At 57.7% G+C, this 19,877-nt stretch carries 10 protein-coding genes; 9 read left to right on the forward strand and 1 reads right to left on the reverse strand.

The features are described from left to right. Positions 1-35: 35 nt before the first annotated feature. Positions 36-5,732, reverse strand: a complete 5,697-nt coding sequence (locus GbCGDNIH8_RS02800) for an AIDA repeat-containing protein (protein WP_072572025.1) — start codon at positions 5,730-5,732, stop codon at positions 36-38. Between the two features lie 438 nt (positions 5,733-6,170). Between GbCGDNIH8_RS02800 and rplK the strand changes: the two genes are divergently transcribed. The 9 genes from rplK to tuf all read left to right on the forward strand — a co-directional run bounded on the left by rplK (position 6,171) and on the right by tuf (position 19,861). After that, positions 6,171-6,605, forward strand: coding sequence for a 50S ribosomal protein L11 (gene rplK / locus GbCGDNIH8_RS02805; protein ID WP_011631251.1), 435 nt, complete (start codon positions 6,171-6,173; stop codon positions 6,603-6,605). A 4-nt stretch (positions 6,606-6,609) separates the two neighbouring features. After that, on the forward strand, positions 6,610-7,302 hold the full coding sequence (rplA, locus tag GbCGDNIH8_RS02810; RefSeq protein WP_072572026.1) for a 50S ribosomal protein L1: 693 nt from the start codon (positions 6,610-6,612) through the stop codon (positions 7,300-7,302). 317 nt (positions 7,303-7,619) lie between these two features. Then, on the forward strand, positions 7,620-8,138 hold the full coding sequence (gene rplJ / locus GbCGDNIH8_RS02815; RefSeq protein ID WP_072572027.1) for a 50S ribosomal protein L10: 519 nt from the start codon (positions 7,620-7,622) through the stop codon (positions 8,136-8,138). An 89-nt stretch (positions 8,139-8,227) separates the two neighbouring features. After that, a complete protein-coding gene (rplL, locus tag GbCGDNIH8_RS02820; RefSeq protein WP_072572028.1) occupies positions 8,228-8,605 on the forward strand; it encodes a 50S ribosomal protein L7/L12 in 378 nt (125 codons plus the stop codon). A 272-nt stretch (positions 8,606-8,877) separates the two neighbouring features. Next, positions 8,878-13,053 carry a DNA-directed RNA polymerase subunit beta gene (rpoB, locus tag GbCGDNIH8_RS02825; RefSeq protein ID WP_072572029.1) on the forward strand — a complete coding sequence of 1,392 codons (4,176 nt, stop codon included), beginning with the start codon at positions 8,878-8,880 and terminating at the stop codon, positions 13,051-13,053. Positions 13,054-13,140: 87 nt separating this feature from the next. Next, entirely contained in the window at positions 13,141-17,304 is a 4,164-nt protein-coding gene (gene rpoC / locus GbCGDNIH8_RS02830) for a DNA-directed RNA polymerase subunit beta' (RefSeq protein ID WP_072572030.1), read from the forward strand. A gap of 459 nt (positions 17,305-17,763) precedes the next feature. Beyond that, a complete protein-coding gene (gene rpsL, locus GbCGDNIH8_RS02840; RefSeq protein ID WP_011631258.1) occupies positions 17,764-18,135 on the forward strand; it encodes a 30S ribosomal protein S12 in 372 nt (123 codons plus the stop codon). A gap of 13 nt (positions 18,136-18,148) precedes the next feature. Beyond that, positions 18,149-18,625 carry a 30S ribosomal protein S7 gene (gene rpsG, locus GbCGDNIH8_RS02845; protein WP_072562793.1) on the forward strand — a complete coding sequence of 159 codons (477 nt, stop codon included), beginning with the start codon at positions 18,149-18,151 and terminating at the stop codon, positions 18,623-18,625. 45 nt (positions 18,626-18,670) lie between these two features. Further along, the gene (tuf, locus tag GbCGDNIH8_RS02850; protein WP_011631260.1) at positions 18,671-19,861 is read left to right on the forward strand and encodes an elongation factor Tu; all 1,191 of its coding nucleotides are present in this window, start codon (positions 18,671-18,673) and stop codon (positions 19,859-19,861) included. The last annotated feature ends 16 nt before the right edge of the window (positions 19,862-19,877 follow it).

The following is a 19,877-nucleotide window of genomic DNA, read 5'->3' on the forward strand; positions in this document are numbered from 1 at the left end:
TTGTTGAGGGTTGATAGAGACAGAATCAAAAAGCGTCAGCCGAAGGCGCTTCTTTCAATGGCTGTCACGTCCAGAAGCGTGATTGTGCTTTGATCGGACAGGGTAAATACCTTGCCTGCGGATGTATTGATGGCGCTGGTAAAGGCAGCATCAATATCTGCTGAGGTATAACCGTTCAGTACAATGCGATCTTCCCATGTATGGAAGTTCTGGATTGTATAATGGGCACCTGCCTGTCCTGCATTGAGAACAAACAGATCGGCACCTGCATTTGCCTGACTTGCATTACCAATCAGCGTGTTATCGCCTGTTCCGGCATACATGATTGTTCCTGAAGCCTGAGACCCGTCCAGTGTTTCCTGACCACTGCCGGCAATCAGGATATTGTTTTGGCCCTGTGATTTCAGAACGTCTCCGTTGCCGCCGCCAGTCACGGTTGAATTATTGGCGGCCTGGATAAGATTGGCACCTGCGGTGCCTCCCTTGAAATATCCATTCTGGCCGGCCCATACGGTTATGTTGCCCGTGCCACCTTCGATAGTGTCGGACGTATCAGGATAACCTGTATTGCCAAAATAAAGCACGTGCCCGCTGCCGTTAAAGACGGTCGTGTTGGCACTTCCGGTGGCAACAGTTGCATTGCCAGAGTCCAGAATAACCAGACCACGGGCATTGCCGGCATAATATGTCAGATCACCGGCTCCGCCGAACAGTGTGGGTGAACCTGTGTCCGTGATGCTGCCAACAACAGTGCTGGCACCTGTTCCATTGATGAAAGTCGTGGAGTTTCCGGTCGTCATATAGACACCGGCATTGCTGCCAACGACGGTATTGGCAGCACCGGCCGCGTAAATTGTATCCGCGCCCTGGCTCCAGGTCAGATTGTTATCACCGACAAGCTGTACTCGGCTGCCCGCCTGACCGGTCAGGATTTTGCTGCCTGCTCCAAGGGCTTCAATCGTATCGTGGCCCTGGCCACCGTAAATAGTAGCATTGCCAGCATTATCGACAAAATTTGTGCTTCCGTCTCCGCCAACAAGCTGCGACCCGCGCCCGTTCGCAGTCAGTGTACCGCCATTTTGTCCACTGACCAGCGTATCCGCGCCACTGCCTCCCATAATGAGATCACGGGATGAGCCCCCTACCAGTATGCGGGGAGTGGATGAGTTGTTCTGAATTGTAATAGGCCCGGAAGCAGATGTCTGAACCTGGGGAGAAAGCGAAACGCTTTCAGGATGGAAAGGTGAGAAGGCAAGCTGTTGCAGGGCTGTCGAGACCTGGTTGACGGTGCCGGTAACAGTATAGGTTTTTCCATCAGCACTCAGCGTCCCGTTGCTCAGATGGCTGTAGGCTCCTTCGGCATCGGCTCCCAGTGTTGCTGTGGCCGTGATAATGGTATTGGGATCGATTGCGCTGAAAGTCTGATCTGCAAATGGGAGCAACGCAGATCTCAGGGCTACGATTCCGCTGCGGGATGTTGTGCCCGCGTTATTCGCCACTTCAAGGTTAATGGTTGAAGTTGTAACCTGCCCGGTGGCAGCCTGCCCCGCGGTCTGTGTGAATGTAAGCGTATTCAGAACGTTGGTGACATGGGTCGGGCTGCCGGAAATCGTGAAAGTTTTCCCGTCAGCGCTGACAGTTCCATAAAGGCTCGGGTCGGTGAATGTGCCACTGGCGCCGGTGATGGTGACCGTTGCTGTTATACCTTCTCCACTCTGCTGGGAGACGGTTACACCCGACAGAATGGACAGCGGAACCTGATCTGTCCCGGACTGGCTGGAGTTAAAGCCTGTGATTGTTGGCGTCAGTGAATCTTCGATAGCAAGTTTGGAAGAGCCGTCGGAATCCTGGATCACGGCAACCCGTTTGGCAGCATAATTGCCTGTCAGCTGAAGAGTATATGATGTTGTGCCATCGGTGACAGTCAAACGATCTGTTGCACTATCAATCGTTGCTGATACGGCGCTGGTATAAGAAAGGGTGTTGAGGTCAATGTAATCACCATTGGAAAAGCCCTGGATGATTGCATTCTGACTGGCTGCCGGATCATTGATTTGAAGCAGGCCGCCTGTACCCTCCAGATCGATCGTCCCGGACAGATGGCCGCCTGAAGAAACGATCAGGGTTCCGGTGCCGGAAACGATCGTATTGGCCGCTGTACCACCGGAGGAGACTATCTGCATACCTCCGCTATTGACCGTGGTCCCGCTTGCGATCCCTCCGTTCATGACGAGCATTGAGGAAACCGTACTGGTATCAAGCAACACGCTGCTGGAGGTGATCCCTGACGATACAATGATACTTTCCTGGCGGCCGGTGATCAGGGTGCTCCCATCTCCGCTATCCTGTGTCTGGCTGAAGGCCCAGCCGCTGTAATCACCCTGTAATTTGAGTTGATAAGTTTGCCCTGATCCGGAAATGGTCAGCAAATGGCTGGTATTATCATAAGAAACTGTTCTGCTGCCCTGGATGTATCGAAGTGAATTCAGATCAATGATGTCGCCATTGCTGAAGCCATTGATCTGCGCGCCTGATGCCAGAGCTGTGGGGGATGCAATCTCAAGTCTAGCCCCTGTTCCGCTCATGGTCAGGGTTCCAGAAAGGGTGCCGCCATTCTGGATGGTCAGCGTGCCGGCTCCATCGATGACTGAATTCGATGCAACGCCACCCTGATAGACATATTGCAGACCACCACTATGAATAATGGAGGCAATCGCTCTTCCGCCTGCGGAAACACGTTGCGTTCCCCCGCTGGAAATATCTGTCTGGCCGGTATAACCAAGAACAAGTTGGACGCCATTGGCTCCAACAGTGCTGCTGGTTGCAAAGCCTGTGTACTGTGTGTTGCCGCTCCAGCTCTGCCCCATAACCCACATATAATTCTGTGGGTTGCTCCCACCGATAGAGAGGCTGTCAGCGGCGGAAGTCACGATAATTCCAAGACGATGAGCAGTCAGTAAAAGAGACTGATCCTGGGCATCAGATGATGATGATACGCCCCAGCCTGTATAATCACCGGACAGGCGCAGCCGGTACGTATCCTGACCACTGGAGACGGAAAGATAACTGATGTTATTGCTGTTGGCCGATGTGGAATCGATAGAAACGACTGTTCCGGCCGCAGTCGCATTGATTGAGCCAAGGTCGAGCCTGTCCCCTTCATCAAACCCGTTAATGAGCGGATTGGCGGCGAGAGAGGAAGGTGCATCTATTTTCAGCAGGCTGCCTGAACCTGCCATGGTAACCATATCGCTTAACAGACCGCCGCTGGCGACTTCGATGGTTCCGCTGCCTGATATTGTCGTGGTTGAAGCCAGTCCACCTGAGGAAATAATCAGATGGCCTCCCTCGCTTATCGTTGTGAAGAATGATGAGCCACCGGAAAGAACAGTCTGACTGCCTCCATCCATGATGGAAACGCTGGTAGCGGTTCCTCCTTCTGATATTGTTTGTAAGCCACCACTTTGAACCGTGATGTTTGCGACGGAGCCACCGTTAGAAACGATCTGCACACCACCATTGAAAACAGCAGCGTCCAATGAAGAGCCGAGAACCGTTTCTGTTCCATAGAGCTGTGTATTGGATGCGATTCCGGCAACACTCTGCGTACCGCCGGCAGAAACCAGGGACGATATTGCATACGCTCCGGATTCAATAATCTGACTGCCACCAGAAAGAACAATGTTACTGTTCGTCGATGCTCCATTGCTGATATGGGCAATGCCACCGCTGGAAATATAGGTGGACTGAACTATGCTGTATTGTGCGGCAAAAAGCTGGGTGGCAGATGTGGCCAGATCAGCGCCCAGAGTAAAATCGCTCAGTACTTCACCAGAGCTTGTATAATAATAACGGTTCAGAGCTTTGATCAGTGTGCTGCCATCTGTCTGGTCAGCATAAGCAACAAATTGCCAGCCGGGATCTGTCTGCGGCTGGGATAGAAGCAGGGTGTATTGAATGCCGGAAGCGGAAACAATCAACTCACCTGAGTTATAACTAATCTGAGCGTTGGAAGAATAGGAGATATTATTGAAGTCAATGCTATCTCCTTGAGTGAATCCATATATGCTCAGAAAATTATCATAGTTGCCCGTACTGTTCAGAACGATTTTGGACCCAGTTCCAGAAAGGCTGATCCCTCCCTTTATCTTGGCTCCTGAATCAACAATCAGCGTTCCTGCGCCGCTGATCACGGTAGCGGATGCTAGGCCGCCTACACGCCAGGCGGAGTCATACATGACGTGCTGTACCCCGCCATCCAGAACGGTGGTGTTAAAAGCCGTGCCTCCGCCACGAATCTCCTGAATGCCACCACTGCTGACGGTTGTCGCGTAGGCACCGTAAGAGCCAGGGATTGATGTACTGTAAGGCCCGTAGATGCGTTCTATTCCGCCATTCAGAACCTGTGTTCCGCTGGTAACCCCTCCGCTGGACCATATGGCAACACCGCCGGCCTGAAGAATGCCGCCACTGCTGATGATGGTATTTTGCGCAATCGCTGATTGCCCTATGACGCTTTGACTACCTCCGTTCTCAATCTGAGTGCCGGACGCAGTGCCATGAACAATCTGGGAACCACCTGATTGGACAGTCGCGCTGATGGCAATGGGGCTGTAAGGCGAATGAAAGCCGGGGCCTTCAATGGTTTCCGTGCTGCCGTTAGAGATGATTGTGCCGGATGTAGTCCCGTAATTATCGAGCACACCCCCTTGCGCCAGAACGGTGCTGATTGCTTGTCCGCCATATTGGACAGTCAGCAGGCTTCCACTTTGGACCTGTGTGGAGGAGACGGTCCCGCCTGCCATGACGATACCGTTGAGATAATCGGCGCGATCATCATTTTTCAGCAACAATCCACTTGAGACCGTATTATTGCCAACAGAAACGGTATTCCCCCGTATGACGAGAAGTGTTGAGCCGTCAGAATCCGCAATTGTTTTCAGTTTTTCTGTGCCGCTCAGATTGGTCCTGAGGGCGAGCGTAAAGCGATCTGTGCCATTCGTTAGAGTGGCAGTCGGATTGTTGCCGGATGTATAAGTGACAGATGTATTGCCTGATGAGAATTGCAGGTTATTGATGTCGATGACGTCCGAAGAGTCAAAATCTGAAATATAAAAACCGCTTGCCAGATCAGCCTGATTGTTAAGGGTCAGTTTTCCGCTGACAATGCTGGTTGCGCCGTCAATAGTGCCCCCTGAATCAATAACCAGGGAACCGCCACTACTGATGACTGCACTGACCGCTGTGCCACCCGTGTAAACATGCTGAACTGCACCGCTATGGATGACGGTGGAGGTGGCAACTCCACCGCTGGAAACATTGACGGTGCCTGCAATCAAGTCAGCGCCGTCCAGGCTGCCGCCTTGCCTGACATTGACGGTACCAGAAACGATGCTTGCCTCAAAGGAGAAGCCATCGACATACATTCTGGCGCCTCCATCAATGATGGTTCTATTGGCTGCGCCACCCTCAAAGACATCAAATTCTGCTGCATAACCGGATACGGTTGCGTTGTGGTCAATGCCTCCACTGAAAATCAGGCTGGCCCCCCATGTTCCAATCTGGCTGTTGGAGGTGATGCCACCGGATTCTGTGTAAATGGTAACGCTCGGCTGGACTATTGTGCCAATTGCAATACCTCCATTTGCAACAGTGAGCTGGTTAATGCTGCCGGATTGACCAACGACAATGCCCGATGATGTCTGGCCTGAACTGATGACTAGCTGTGACACTGGCTTAATCCATGTAATTAATTTTTATATAAATATACTTTCAAGTAATATGTGGGATAATTTTGATAAAATCAAAATATTTATCGTACATTTGGAAGTGAACTGGCATATTGGAAGAAATTTTGAATGAAGGTATTAACTTCATAAAGTTTATAATTTGTAAAAAAGTTAATTTATTTTTGCCTTTTGTTTATTTTAGTTTTGGTGAAGGCATCGATGGAGCCTCCCATCGAACGCGGGGCGGGTGCGCGTGTCTGACGTGTCATGATGCTGGACAGGCCGGATGTGATCCGCTAAACCCGCCCGCTCAATCGGAACGTGGGAGACCGGTTCACCCACTCGCTGGTCCTGATCAGGGCTGGCGGGTTCTTCGTGCTTTGGTGCGGAGTGGGCGGTCGTTCGAACCACGGTCCTGGATGACTAACAGGAGCCAGGATTATGGCAAAAAAGATCGTCGGCTATGTCAAGCTGCAGATCCCTGCGGGCAAGGCGAATCCCTCTCCGCCGGTTGGTCCGGCGCTGGGTCAGCGCGGCCTGAACATCATGCAGTTCTGCAAGGAATTCAATGCGGCTACGCAGGCTATGGAGCCCGGCATGCCGGTTCCGGTGGTGATCACCGCCTATGCGGACCGTACGTTCAGCTTCATCACCAAGACCCCGCCGAACACCTATTTCCTGCTGAAGGCGGCGAAGGTGCAGAAAGGGTCGCCCACGGTTGGCAAGAGCGCTGCGGTGGGCCGTGTGACCATGTCCCAGCTGCGTGAAATCGCGGAAACCAAATTCCAGGACATGAACGCGAACGATATTGACGGTGCCGTCCGGATGCTGGCGGGTTCCGCCAAGTCCATGGGCCTGACCGTGGTGGAGGGCTGATCCGATGGCACATAACAAGCGTCTGAAAGCGGCCCGCGCGTCCGTCGACAGCACAAAGTTCTATCCGTTGACCGAGGCCGTGGCGCTGGCGAAGACCAACGCCCGTGCGAAGTTCGATGAGACGATCGAAATCTCCCTGAACCTCGGCATTGATCCGCGTCACGCGGACCAGATGGTGCGTGGTCTGGTGTCTCTGCCGAATGGCACGGGCAAGACCCTGCGCGTCGGCGTGTTCGCCCGTGGCCCGAAGGCCGAGGAAGCGAAAGCGGCCGGTGCCGATGTGGTCGGCGCTGAAGATCTGGCGGAACTGGTGCAGAACGGCACCATTGAGTTTGATCGCTGCATTGCGACCCCGGATATGATGGCCCTGGTTGGTCGTCTGGGCAAAATCCTTGGTCCGCGTGGCCTGATGCCGAACCCGAAGCTCGGCACTGTGACCATGGACGTCAAGGGCGCGGTGACCGCCGCCAAGTCCGGCCAGATCGAGTTCCGCGCCGAAAAGGCCGGTATCATCCATGCCGGTATCGGCAAGGCGAGCTTCGATGCCGACAAGCTGGTCGAGAACATTCGCGCTCTGGTTGATGCCGTCCAGAAGGCAAAGCCGACCGGTGCGAAGGGGACTTATCTCCAGAAAGCCGCGCTCAGCTCCTCCATGGGGCCTGGCATGCGTCTGGATGTATCGTCCCTGACGGTCTGACCGGATAGATCATCCGGTTGAATGGAATACGCTCCGCCGGGCATTCGCCGGGCGGAGCGGGCAGGGAAGTCTCGGCTTCCCGCTATCCTGTCCAAGACCACACGTGTCGCATCGGATCACGGTCCGGGTTGACTTAAAGGGAAATGCCGCAGGCATCCCGCGCGTGGAAGACGGGTCGGTCATTGGGTGGGGCTTATGTCCTGCCTCTGATGTCGGTTCCGGATAAAGGACAGGCGAATGCATCACCGTTGATGCGGGGGTGCATGGGTAACTGATCCGGCCGGGTGGTCCTGCCGGATTGAACAGGAGTGAGTGCGTTGGAGCGTACGGAGAAGCGAGAATTCGTTGCCTCCCTCGCCGCCGTGTTCGCGGAAACCTCGATTGTTGTCGTCACCCAGAACAAGGGTTTGACGGTGGCAGAGGTGACCGAGTTGCGTCGGCGGGTCAGGGCGGCAGGTGCGAATTACAAGGTCGCCAAGAACCGTCTGGCCAACCTCGCCCTGGAAGGGTCCCAGTTCGAAGGCATCAAGCCGCTGCTGAAAGGTCCGACCGCGCTCGCGTGGTCTGAGGATCCGGTCGCTGCGGCAAAGGTTGTCGTCGACTTCGCCAAGACCAATGACAAGCTGGCTATTCTCGGCGGTTCTCTTGGCAGCCAGACGCTTGATGCGTCCGGCGTCAAGGCGCTTGCCGAGCTGCCGTCTCTGGACACGCTGCGTGCGCAGCTCGTGGGGCTCATCTCGACCCCCGCGACGCGTATCGCTGGCGTCCTCCAGGCACCGGCTGGCCAGCTGGCACGGGTCTTCGGGGCTTATTCCAAGAAGGAAGAGGCGGCCTGATCGGCCCGATTCTCATCGGAAAAGTGATCAACTGTTCAGGCAAAGGCTTGAACGGACCGGAACAACGACTAAACTAAAGGCATAAACAAATGGCTGATCTGTCAAACCTGGTTGAGCAGCTGTCCAGCCTGACCGTCCTCGAGGCGGCTGAGCTGTCCAAGCTGTTGGAAGAAAAGTGGGGCGTCTCCGCCGCTGCTCCGGTTGCCGTGGCTGCTGCCCCGGCTGCTGGCGCTGCTGCTGCCCCGGCTGAAGAGCAGACCGAGTTCACTGTCGTCCTGGCGAAGGCCGGCGACAAGAAGATCAACGTCATCAAGGAAATCCGCACCATCACCGGCCTGGGCCTGAAGGAAGCCAAGGATCTGGTCGAAGGCGCGCCGAAGACCGTGAAGGAAGGCGTGAACAAGGACGAAGCCGAAAAGATCAAGAAGGTGCTGGAAGAGCAGGGCGCCGCTGTCGAGATCAAATAAGGCAGTTTCCGGGGCTTGCCCTGGATGTTGAATACGGTGTGGGCGGAAATGTATACCATTTCCGCCCCATCGGTCGTTGCAGCCGGATAGTCCGGCTGTTTCTGTCGCATCGGAGTTCGATAGGGCTCTGTTTGCAAACGCCTCTTCCCGGGCGGCCATGGGAAGATTCAGGGCGACGTTATTGGCCGGGCTTGACGCCGGACTATCGGGCGAAGGTATCCTCCTTCGCTGCGGACCCGGCGGAGTGAGATTTCGGGATCTAAGGGCAGGGCATGAACGCGATCACCCAGCGGGACAGCAAATCTTTCACCGGCCGCAAGCGCATACGCAAAAGTTTCGCCCGTATTGGCGATGTTGTGCCGATGCCCAATCTGATTGATGTGCAGCGCGCCAGTTATGAAGCGTTCCTCCAGATGAACGTGCATCCGGACAACCGGACGCCGACGGGCTTGCAGGAAGTTTTTCGTTCCGTCTTTCCGATTGACGATTTCGCGGGCCGTGGCCGCCTGGAATTCGTCAATTACGAGCTGGAAGAGCCGAAATACGACGTTGAGGAATGCATTCAGCGCGGCATGACCTTCGCCGCTCCGCTGAAGGTGATTCTCCGTCTGATCGTATGGGATGTGGACGAGGATACCGGTTCCCGCTCTATCCGCGACATCAAGGAGCAGCCGGTTTACATGGGCGATATGCCGCTCATGACCGATAACGGCACCTTCATCATCAATGGGACCGAGCGCGTCATCGTCAGCCAGATGCACCGTTCTCCCGGCGTGTTCTTCGATCACGACAAGGGCAAGACCCATTCAAGCGGCAAGTTCCTGTTCGCCGCGCGCGTCATTCCCTATCGTGGCTCCTGGCTTGATTTCGAATTCGACAGCAAGGACCTGGTCTACGTCCGCATCGACCGTCGTCGTAAGCTGCCTGTCACCACGCTGCTCTATGCGCTGGAAGGCCAGCGGACCGAGGCGGCGATTGCGTCCGGTATTGATCCGCAGGACCTGCCCGAAATCCACGGCATGACCGCCGAGGAAATCCTGTCCTATTTCTATACGCAGGTTGTGTTCACCAGCACGCCGAAGGGCTGGGCCCGTCCTTTCGATCCGGAAGCGTTCCGCGGCATCACGCTGGCCGAAGCCCTGATCGACGCCGATACCGGCGCTGTTGTGGCCGAGGCCGGCACCAAGCTGACGGCCCGCAGCGCCCGCAAGATTGCCGAGCAGGCCAAGACTGTTCTGGTTGGCCGCGCTGATCTGCTGGGTCGTTATATGGCCGAGGATCTGGTCAACGAGCAGACCGGTGAGATCTATGCCGAAGCAGGCGAGGAACTGACCGAGGCCCGTCTGGCTGCGCTGGAGACGCTGGGCGTCACCAGCCTGCCGACTTTGGCGATCGACCAGACCACCGGTCCGTGGATTCGCAATACTCTGGCGATCGACAAGAACTCCACCCGTGATGATGCGCTGATCGACATCTATCGCGTGATGCGTCCCGGTGAGCCGCCGACCCCGGAAACGGCGGAAGCCTTGTTCCGTGGCCTGTTCTTCGATATGGACCGGTATGACCTGTCCTCGGTCGGTCGTGTGAAGATGAACATGCGTCTGGGCGTGGATGCTCCGGATACCGTCCGCACCCTGCGCAAGGAAGACATCCTCCGCACCGTCAAGATTCTGTGCGATCTGAAGGACGGCCGTGGCGCGATCGACGATATCGACAATCTCGGCAACCGCCGTGTGCGTTCCGTCGGTGAACTGATGGAAAACCAGTATCGCCTTGGCCTGTTGCGTATGGAGCGGGCGATCCGTGAGCGCATGGGCTCGGTCGATATCGACACGGTCATGCCGCATGATCTGATCAATGCGAAGCCGGCTGCCGCTGCGGTGCGTGAATTCTTCGGCTCCTCTCAGCTCAGCCAGTTCATGGACCAGACCAACCCGCTCTCTGAAGTGACGCATAAGCGTCGCCTTTCCGCGCTTGGCCCGGGCGGTCTGACGCGTGAGCGTGCAGGTTTTGAGGTCCGTGACGTTCACCCGACCCATTATGGCCGTATCTGCCCGATTGAAACGCCGGAAGGCCCGAATATCGGTCTGATCAACTCGCTGGCCACCTATGCCAAGGTCAACAAGTACGGCTTCATCGAAACGCCGTACCGCGTGGTCGAGGATGGTAAGGTCAGTGATCAGTGGCGCTATCTTTCCGCCATGGAAGAAGACCGCCTGGTCGTGGCGCAGGCTGATGCCCCGCGTGACAGCGCAGGCAAGCTGACCGAGGAACTGATCTCTGTGCGTCGCCAGGGCGATTTCCGTCTGGTGAAGCCGGAAGACGTGACCTCGATGGACGTTTCGCCGAAACAGCTCGTTTCCGTGGCTGCGGCGCTGATCCCGTTCCTTGAGAACGACGACGCCAACCGCGCGCTGATGGGCTCGAACATGCAGCGTCAGGCCGTGCCGCTGATCCGCGCCGATGCGCCGCTGGTCGGCACCGGCATGGAAGCCGCCGTGGCGCGTGACTCTGGTGCCACCATCGTGGCTCGCCGTGCCGGTGTGGTCGATCAGATCGACGGTGCCCGCATCGTGGTCCGTGCCAGCGGCGAGGATGGAGCCACTCAGGGCGTCGATATCTATCGTCTGCGCAAGTTCATGCGCTCCAACCAGAGCACCTGCATCAACCAGCGTCCGCTGGTAAAGGTCGGGGACCACGTGATTGCCGGCGATATCATTGCTGATGGTCCGTCGACGGAGCTGGGTGAATTGGCGCTGGGCCGTAACGTGCTCTGCGCGTTCATGCCGTGGAACGGCTACAACTTCGAGGACTCAATCCTGATCAGCGAGCGGATCGCGCGGGATGACGTCTTTACCTCGATCCATATCGAGGAATTCGAGGTGATGGCCCGTGACACCAAGCTGGGTCAGGAAGAAATCACCCGCGATATTCCGAATGTGGGTGAAGAAGCCCTGCGGAACCTGGACGAAGCCGGTATCGTCTATATCGGTGCCGAGGTGAATCCGGGTGACATTCTGGTCGGTAAGGTCACGCCGAAGGGCGAAAGCCCGATGACGCCGGAAGAAAAGCTGCTGCGCGCCATTTTCGGTGAAAAGGCGAGCGATGTGCGTGACACCTCGCTGAAGCTGCCGCCCGGCACGACTGGTACCATCGTGGATGTGCGCGTGTTCAGCCGTCGTGGCGTCGATAAGGATGAGCGCGCCATGGCGATTGAGCGTGCCGAGATTGAACGTCTGGCCAAGGACCGTGATGACGAGCGCGGCATTCAGGAGCGCGCATTCCTGAACCGTCTGCGTGAGAAGCTGCTGGGCCATCCGGCTTCTGGCGGGTTCAAGGGCATCAAGGCCGGCACGATCATCACCGATGAGGTTCTTTCCGAGCATCCGCGTGGCGCATGGCGCAACATCTCCGTGCAGGATGATGCGGTGGTGGCCGACATCGAATTGCTGAAGCGTGAATTTGACGCTGCCGTGGCCAAGATTCAGGCCCGTTTCGAAGGCAAGGTCGAGAAGCTCCAGCGTGGTGATGAATTGCCACCGGGCGTGATGAAGATGGTCAAGGTCTTCGTGGCCGTGAAGCGCAAGCTTCAGCCGGGCGACAAGATGGCAGGCCGTCATGGCAACAAGGGTGTGGTCAGCCGCGTGGTTCCGGTCGAGGATATGCCGTTCCTTGAGGACGGTACCCCGGTCGATCTCGTGCTGAACCCGCTGGGCGTGCCGAGCCGTATGAATGTGGGTCAGATTCTGGAGACCCATCTGGGCTGGGCCTGCGCCAATCTCGGCCGTCAGATCGGCGAGCTGGTGGAGAACTATCGTCGCAATGGCCAGCAGCGGGACGAGCTGCTGGCCCGCCTGCGGGAGATCTACGGTGAAAACGTCTATAACGACGTGATCGCCGATATGAACAACGACCAGCTGATCGAACTGGCCGAGAACCTGCGCAAGGGCGTGCCGATTGCGACTCCGGTTTTCGATGGCGCCCGTCCGTCGGATATTGAAAATATGCTGAGCCGGGCCGGTCTTGATACCTCCGGTCAGGTGGTTCTGACCGATGGTCGTACCGGTGAGCCGTTCGAACGTAAGGTGACAGTCGGTTATATCTATATGCTGAAGCTGCACCACCTGGTCGACGACAAGATCCATGCCCGTTCGATCGGACCGTACAGCCTTGTGACCCAGCAGCCGCTGGGTGGTAAGGCGCAGTTCGGTGGCCAGCGCTTCGGTGAAATGGAAGTGTGGGCGCTGGAAGCCTACGGTGCCGCCTACACCCTGCAGGAAATGCTGACGGTGAAGTCCGATGACGTGTCGGGCCGCACCAAGGTGTATGAGGCGATCGTGCGTGACCAGGACAGCTTCGAGGCCGGTATCCCGGAAAGCTTCAACGTTCTGATGAAGGAGTTGAAGTCACTGGGTCTGAACGTCGATCTTGAAAACCGCTCTGCCTGATTAATGGATGTTCCGGAGGGGCTTCCGCCTCTCCGGACCAGGATGCGGGGATTTATCCCTGTCTATCCTCTCTCATGAGGTGACCGTATGAACGAGCTGATGAAGATCCTGGGTCAGGGCGGCCAGTCGCTGAGCTTCGACCAGATCAAGATTCAGATGGCCAGCCCGGAGCAGATTCGCTCCTGGTCCTATGGCGAGATCAAAAAGCCCGAAACGATCAATTACCGCACCTTCAAGCCGGAGCGGGACGGGCTGTTCTGTGCGCGCATTTTCGGTCCGATCAAGGACTATGAATGCCTGTGCGGCAAGTACAAGCGGATGAAGTTCCGCGGCATCGTGTGTGAGAAATGCGGCGTTGAAGTGACGCTCGCCAAGGTTCGCCGCGAGCGTATGGGCCATATCGAGCTCGCCTCCCCGGTTGCTCATATCTGGTTCCTCAAGAGCCTGCCCAGCCGTATCGGCCTGATGGTCGATCTGACGCTGAAAGAGCTGGAAAAGATTCTGTATTTCGAGAACTACGTCGTTCTCGAACCTGGCCTGACCGATCTGAAGCTGCATCAGCTTCTGACCGAAGAGCAGTTGCTGAACAAGCAGGATGAGTTCGGTGATGACGCTTTCCGCGCTGCGATCGGGGCCGAGGCGATCAAGTCGATTCTGGAAGGGATCGATATCGACGAGGACAAGGTGCGCCTGCGCGCCGAGCTGAAAGAGACGACCTCCGAAACCAAGCGCAAGAAGCTGGTCAAGCGTCTTAAGCTGATCGAGGCGTTTGCGGAAAGCGGTGCCAAGCCCGAATGGATGATTCTGGATGTCGTGCCGGTTATTCCGCCGGAACTGCGTCCGCTGGTGCCGCTGGATGGAGGTCGTTTTGCGACCTCCGATCTGAACGACCTGTATCGTCGCGTCATCAACCGCAATAACCGCCTGAAGCGCCTGATCGAACTGCGTGCGCCGGACATCATCGTCCGCAATGAAAAGCGCATGTTGCAGGAAAGTGTGGATGCACTGTTCGATAACGGACGCCGCGGCCGCGCCATTACCGGTGCCAACAAGCGTCCGCTGAAGTCGCTGTCCGATATGCTGAAGGGCAAGCAGGGCCGCTTCCGTCAGAACCTGCTCGGCAAGCGCGTCGACTATTCCGGCCGTTCGGTGATCGTCGTGGGGCCGGAGATGAAGCTCCATCAGTGCGGCCTGCCGAAGAAGATGGCGCTGGAACTGTTCAAGCCGTTCATCTACTCGAAGCTGGAAAAATATGGTCACGCCACCACCATCAAGGCTGCAAAGCGCATGGTGGAAAAAGAGCGCCCGGAAGTGTGGGATATCCTCGAAGAGGTGATCCGCGAGCATCCGGTCATGCTCAACCGTGCGCCGACCCTGCATCGTCTGGGTATTCAGGCGTTCGAGCCGGTGCTGATCGAAGGCAAGGCGATCCAGCTGCATCCGCTGGTCACCACCGCTTTCAACGCCGACTTCGATGGCGACCAGATGGCCGTGCACGTGCCGCTGAGCCTTGAGGCTCAGCTGGAAGCGCGCGTCCTGATGATGTCCACCAACAACATCCTCAGCCCCGCCAACGGCAAGCCGATCATCGTGCCGAGCCAGGACATCGTGCTCGGTCTGTACTATCTGTCGCTGGAAACGCCGGAGTTCCGCAATACGCCGGATGACAAGGCACAGGCTTTCGGCACGCTCGGCGAGATCGAGGCGGCGCTGCATGCCAGAACCGTGACCCTGCACACCAAGATCCGTGCGCGTCTGCACACGGTGGATGATCAGGGCAACCCGATCCGCGTGCGCGTGGTGACCACGCCGGGCCGTATGCTGATCGCCCAGATTCTGCCGCGCCACCCCAACGTGCCTTTCGCGCTGATCAACAAGCAGTTGACCAAGAAGAACGTCTCTGACGTGATCGATGCGGTCTACCGCCATTGCGGCCAGAAGGAATGCGTGATCTTCGCCGATCGTCTGATGGGCCTCGGTTTTGGTCAGGCCGCGAAGGCCGGCATTTCCTTCGGCAAGGATGACCTGATCATCCCGGCGGAAAAGCAGGAGATGATCGAAAAGACCGCCGGTGAGGTCAAAGAGTTCGAACAGCAGTATCAGGATGGTCTGATCACCGCTGGCGAACGCTATAACAAGGTGGTCGATGCCTGGTCGCGCTGCACCGATGAGGTGGCAGGCGCGATGATGAAGGAGATTTCCAAGCAGGAACTGGGTCGTCCCATCAATTCCGTGTGGATGATGAGCCATTCCGGTGCGCGTGGGTCTCCGGCCCAGATGCGTCAGCTTGCCGGTATGCGTGGCCTGATGGCGAAGCCGTCTGGTGAGATCATCGAGCAGCCGATCATCGCGAACTTCAAGGAAGGCCTGTCGGTTCTGGAGTATTTCAACTCCACCCACGGCGCCCGTAAGGGTCTGGCCGATACGGCGCTGAAGACTGCGAACTCCGGTTACCTGACCCGCCGTCTGGTCGACGTGGCGCAGGACTGCATTATCGTTGAGAACGATTGCGGTACTGAACGCGGCCTGACCGTGCGTGCGGTAATGGATGGCGGCGAGGTGGTCTCCAGCCTGTCCGAGCGTATTCTCGGTCGTACTCTCAGCGAGGATGTGCTCGATCCGGCCACCAACAAGCTCCTGTATCCGCGCAACACGCTGATTGAGGAAGAACACGCCGAGAAGATCGAGAAGGCCGGGATCGAGGTGGTGAAAATCCGCTCGGTGCTGACCTGCGAGAGCACGGTTGGCGTCTGCGGCCACTGCTATGGCCGCGATCTGGCCCGTGGCACGCCGGTGAATATCGGTGAGGCGGTCGGCGTGATTGCCGCCCAGTCCATCGGTGAACCGGGCACGCAGCTGACGATGCGCACCTTCCATATCGGTGGTGCCGCGCAGCGTGGTGCCGAGCAGTCCAGCGTTGAAGCCAGCCACGACGGCATCGTGACGGTGAAGAACCGGAACGTGGTGCTCAACAGCCAGAACGTTGCCATCGTGATGTCGCGTAACTGCGAAATCGTGCTGGCAGATGAGAAAGGCCGTGAGCGGGCGCGTTACCGCGTGCCGTATGGTGCCCGTCTGCTGACGGATGAAGGCGCTCAGGTAACCCGCGCCCAGAAGCTGGCGGAATGGGATCCCTACACCCTGCCGATCATCACGGAACGTGCCGGTAAGGTCGAATATCTGGACCTGCTGGATGGCGTGACGCTGGTTGAGCGGATGGACGAAGTGACCGGCCTCACCTCCAAGGTGGTGGTGGACTACAAGCAGAACGCGCGTGGCGTCGATCTGCGTCCACGACTCCAGTTGAAGGATGAGAACGGCGATGTCGTGCGCCTCTCCAACAACACGGATGCCCGTTACTTCCTCTCTCCTGACTCGATTCTGTCTGTGGAGAACGGCGCCGAGGTGAATGCCGGTGACGTGCTGGCCCGTATTCCGCGTGAAGGCAGCAAGACCCGTGACATTACAGGCGGTCTGCCGCGCGTGGCGGAGCTGTTCGAAGCCCGTCGTCCCAAGGATCACGCGGTCATCGCCGAGACCGATGGTCGGGTCGAATTCGGCAAGGATTACAAGGCCAAGCGCCGTATCATCGTGAAGAACGACGAAACCGGCGAGGAAACCGAGTATCTGATCCCGAAGGGCAAGCACGTCTCGGTGCAGGAAGGCGACTTTGTGCGTCTGGGCGATCCGCTGGTGGACGGTCCGCGCGTGCCGCATGACATCCTGAAGGTGTTGGGTGTCGAGGCGCTGTCGGATTATCTGGTGAACGAAATCCAGGACGTCTATCGACTCCAGGGTGTGAAGATCAACGACAAGCACATTGAGGTGATTGTTCGCCAGATGCTGCAGAAGGTCGAGATTCTCGATCCGGGCGATACGATGTATCTGATCGGCGAGCAGGTGGACCGGCTGGAGTTCGAGGCCGAGAATCGCAAGCGTGAGCGTGAGGGCGAGCGTCCTGCGGTAGCCATGCCGGTTCTGCAGGGCATCACCAAGGCGTCCCTGCAGACGCAGAGCTTCATCAGCGCGGCCTCCTTCCAGGAGACCACCCGCGTGCTGACCGAGGCTGCGACCGCTGGCAAGGTCGATACTCTGAACGGTCTGAAGGAAAACGTGATTGTCGGGCGTCTGATCCCGGCGGGCACAGGCTCCGTGATGAACCGCCTGCGCCGGATTGCCTCCGGTCAGGACGAGGCCAAGGGAGTCGGGCAGGAAACGCCCCGAATCTCTGGTCAGGAAGCGGCTGAATAAGGCTTCTTCTTCTGAGGGAATGGGAACGCTGGTCTTGAAAAGGGCCGGCGTTTCTTTTTGGCTGGTGAAAACCGGCGTCTGGCAGGCTGCCGACTCCAGCGGAATCGCTGTCGAGTCTTTCGATGAGGCCGGTATGGGAGGCAGCCACGCGGGGAATGCAGCACTCATTTGCTGGAATTTGGTCCCGCATGCCGCTGTGACGCTTGACTTGAGGGCGTACCCCACGTAGGTTCCGCGCCCTCGGCCGACCCCCACCGACAGGGCAGGGAAGGCCTCGTTTTCGCTAGCCACGTCTTTGGTGCCGCCGATGATAGCCGGGTTACTGGCTTAGGCTTAGGCCAATGACACGGTTATACCCTGCAGGCCGAATTTGATTCGGCCCGTCGCGGGGTTATGGCGTTGACGGTGGCTCGCCCATCCGGGTGAGGTGGATAGACAGAGAGTTCGGAAAGAGGCCCGATGCCGACCATTAACCAGCTGATCGCCAAGGGGCGTGAGCCCAACAAGGCGCGCAACAAGGTCCCGGCGCTGCAGGGGTGCCCGCAGAAGCGTGGCGTTTGCACCCGCGTGTACACAACCACTCCGAAGAAGCCGAACTCGGCTCTTCGTAAGGTGGCCAAGGTGCGCCTGACGAACGGCTATGAGGTGGTGAGCTACATCCCAGGTGAGGGCCACAACCTGCAAGAGCATAGCGTCGTTCTGATCCGTGGCGGACGCGTGAAGGATCTTCCTGGCGTGCGTTATCACATTCTGCGCGGCGTGCTTGACACGCAGGGTATTGCGAAGCGGCGTCAGCGCCGTTCGCTCTACGGCGCGAAGCGTCCGAAGTAAGGAGAGGGCTGATATGAGCCGCCGCCGCCGCGCCGTTAAGCGCGAGATCCTGCCGGACCCCAAGTTCGGCGATGTCGTCATCACACGTTTCATGAACGCGCTGATGTATGACGGTAAGAAATCCGTTGCCGAGGGCATCGTTTATGGTGCACTCGACGTGTTGAAAAAGCGTGGTGGGAATCAGGCCGATCCGGTCCGTATGTTCCATGAAGCGCTGGACAACGTGAAACCGGCCGTGGAAGTCCGGTCTCGCCGCGTGGGCGGTGCGACCTATCAGGTGCCGGTGGAAGTGCGCGCGGACCGTCGGCAGGCGCTGGCGATCCGCTGGATCATCGATGCTTCCCGCAAGCGGGGTGAGCACACGATGGAAGAGCGGCTTTCAAACGAGTTGCTTGACGCCGTTCATAACCGCGGTTCCGCGGTGAAGAAGCGCGAAGATACCCACCGGATGGCAGAGGCCAACAAGGCCTTCAGCCATTACCGTTGGTAATATTCAGTAGAAACACCGGACCGAAAAGCGGGCACGGAGAAGACCATGGCCAAGGCGAAATTTGAGCGGAACAAACCGCACTGCAACATCGGCACGATCGGACATGTTGATCATGGCAAGACGTCGCTGACTGCTGCAATCACGAAGGTGCTTGCCGAAACCGGCGGCGCAACTTTCACCGCGTATGACCAGATCGACAAGGCGCCGGAAGAACGCGCCCGTGGTATCACGATTTCCACGGCACACGTGGAATATGAGACCGGCAACCGTCACTATGCGCACGTGGACTGCCCCGGTCACGCCGACTATGTGAAGAACATGATCACCGGCGCGGCCCAGATGGATGGCGGCATTCTCGTTGTCTCCGCTGCTGACGGCCCGATGCCGCAGACCCGTGAGCACATCCTGCTCGCCCGTCAGGTCGGTGTTCCGGCCCTGGTCGTGTTCCTGAACAAGGTCGATATGGTCGACGATCCGGAACTGCTGGATTTGGTTGAGATGGAAGTGCGCGAGCTGCTCTCTTCCTACCAGTTCCCCGGCGACGATATTCCGATCATCAAGGGCTCCGCTCTGTGCGCCCTCGAAGACAAGAACCCGGAAATCGGCCGTGATGCGATCCTGAAGCTGATGGAAGCGGTGGATGCCTACATCCCGCAGCCGGAGCGTCCGCTGGACCGTCCGTTCCTGATGCCGATCGAAGACGTGTTCTCGATCTCTGGCCGTGGCACCGTGGTGACCGGTCGTATCGAGCGCGGCGAAGTCAAGGTTGGTGACGAAGTCGAAATCGTCGGCCTGAAGGCGACCTCCAAGACGACCGTGACCGGCGTTGAAATGTTCCGCAAGCTGCTCGATCGCGGTGAAGCGGGCGATAACATCGGTGCGCTGCTGCGTGGCACGAAGCGTGAAGACGTCGAGCGTGGTCAGGTTCTGGCCAAGCCGGGCTCCATCACCCCGCACACGAAGTTCGCCGCCGAGGCGTACATCCTCACGAAGGAAGAGGGTGGCCGTCATACGCCGTTCTTCACCAACTACCGTCCGCAGTTCTACTTCCGCACGACCGACGTCACTGGCGTCGTGAGCCTGCCGGAAGGCACGGAAATGGTGATGCCGGGCGATAACGTCTCCATGCAGGTTGAGCTGATTGCGCCGATCGCGATGGATGAAGGTCTGCGTTTTGCTATTCGTGAAGGCGGCCGCACCGTTGGTGCAGGCGTCGTCGCGAAGATTTCGCAGTAATCAACGGCCCCGAATT

The organism is Granulibacter bethesdensis, from assembly GCF_001889545.1.
GTDB classification, from domain to species: Bacteria; Pseudomonadota; Alphaproteobacteria; order Acetobacterales; family Acetobacteraceae; genus Granulibacter; species Granulibacter bethesdensis_B.

What these genes read in the sequence shown, in the direction of transcription:
- rplA (WP_072572026.1), top strand. Translation starts at nt 6,610, where the DNA reads ATGGCACATAACAAGCGTCTGAAAGCGGCCCGCGCGTCCGTCGACAGC.
- rplL (WP_072572028.1), top strand. Translation starts at nt 8,228, where the DNA reads ATGGCTGATCTGTCAAACCTGGTTGAGCAGCTGTCCAGCCTGACCGTC.
- rplK (WP_011631251.1), top strand. Translation starts at nt 6,171, where the DNA reads ATGGCAAAAAAGATCGTCGGCTATGTCAAGCTGCAGATCCCTGCGGGC.
- rpoC (WP_072572030.1), top strand. Translation starts at nt 13,141, where the DNA reads ATGAACGAGCTGATGAAGATCCTGGGTCAGGGCGGCCAGTCGCTGAGC.
- rpsL (WP_011631258.1), top strand. Translation starts at nt 17,764, where the DNA reads ATGCCGACCATTAACCAGCTGATCGCCAAGGGGCGTGAGCCCAACAAG.
- rpsG (WP_072562793.1), top strand. Translation starts at nt 18,149, where the DNA reads ATGAGCCGCCGCCGCCGCGCCGTTAAGCGCGAGATCCTGCCGGACCCC.
- tuf (WP_011631260.1), top strand. Translation starts at nt 18,671, where the DNA reads ATGGCCAAGGCGAAATTTGAGCGGAACAAACCGCACTGCAACATCGGC.
- rpoB (WP_072572029.1), top strand. Translation starts at nt 8,878, where the DNA reads ATGAACGCGATCACCCAGCGGGACAGCAAATCTTTCACCGGCCGCAAG.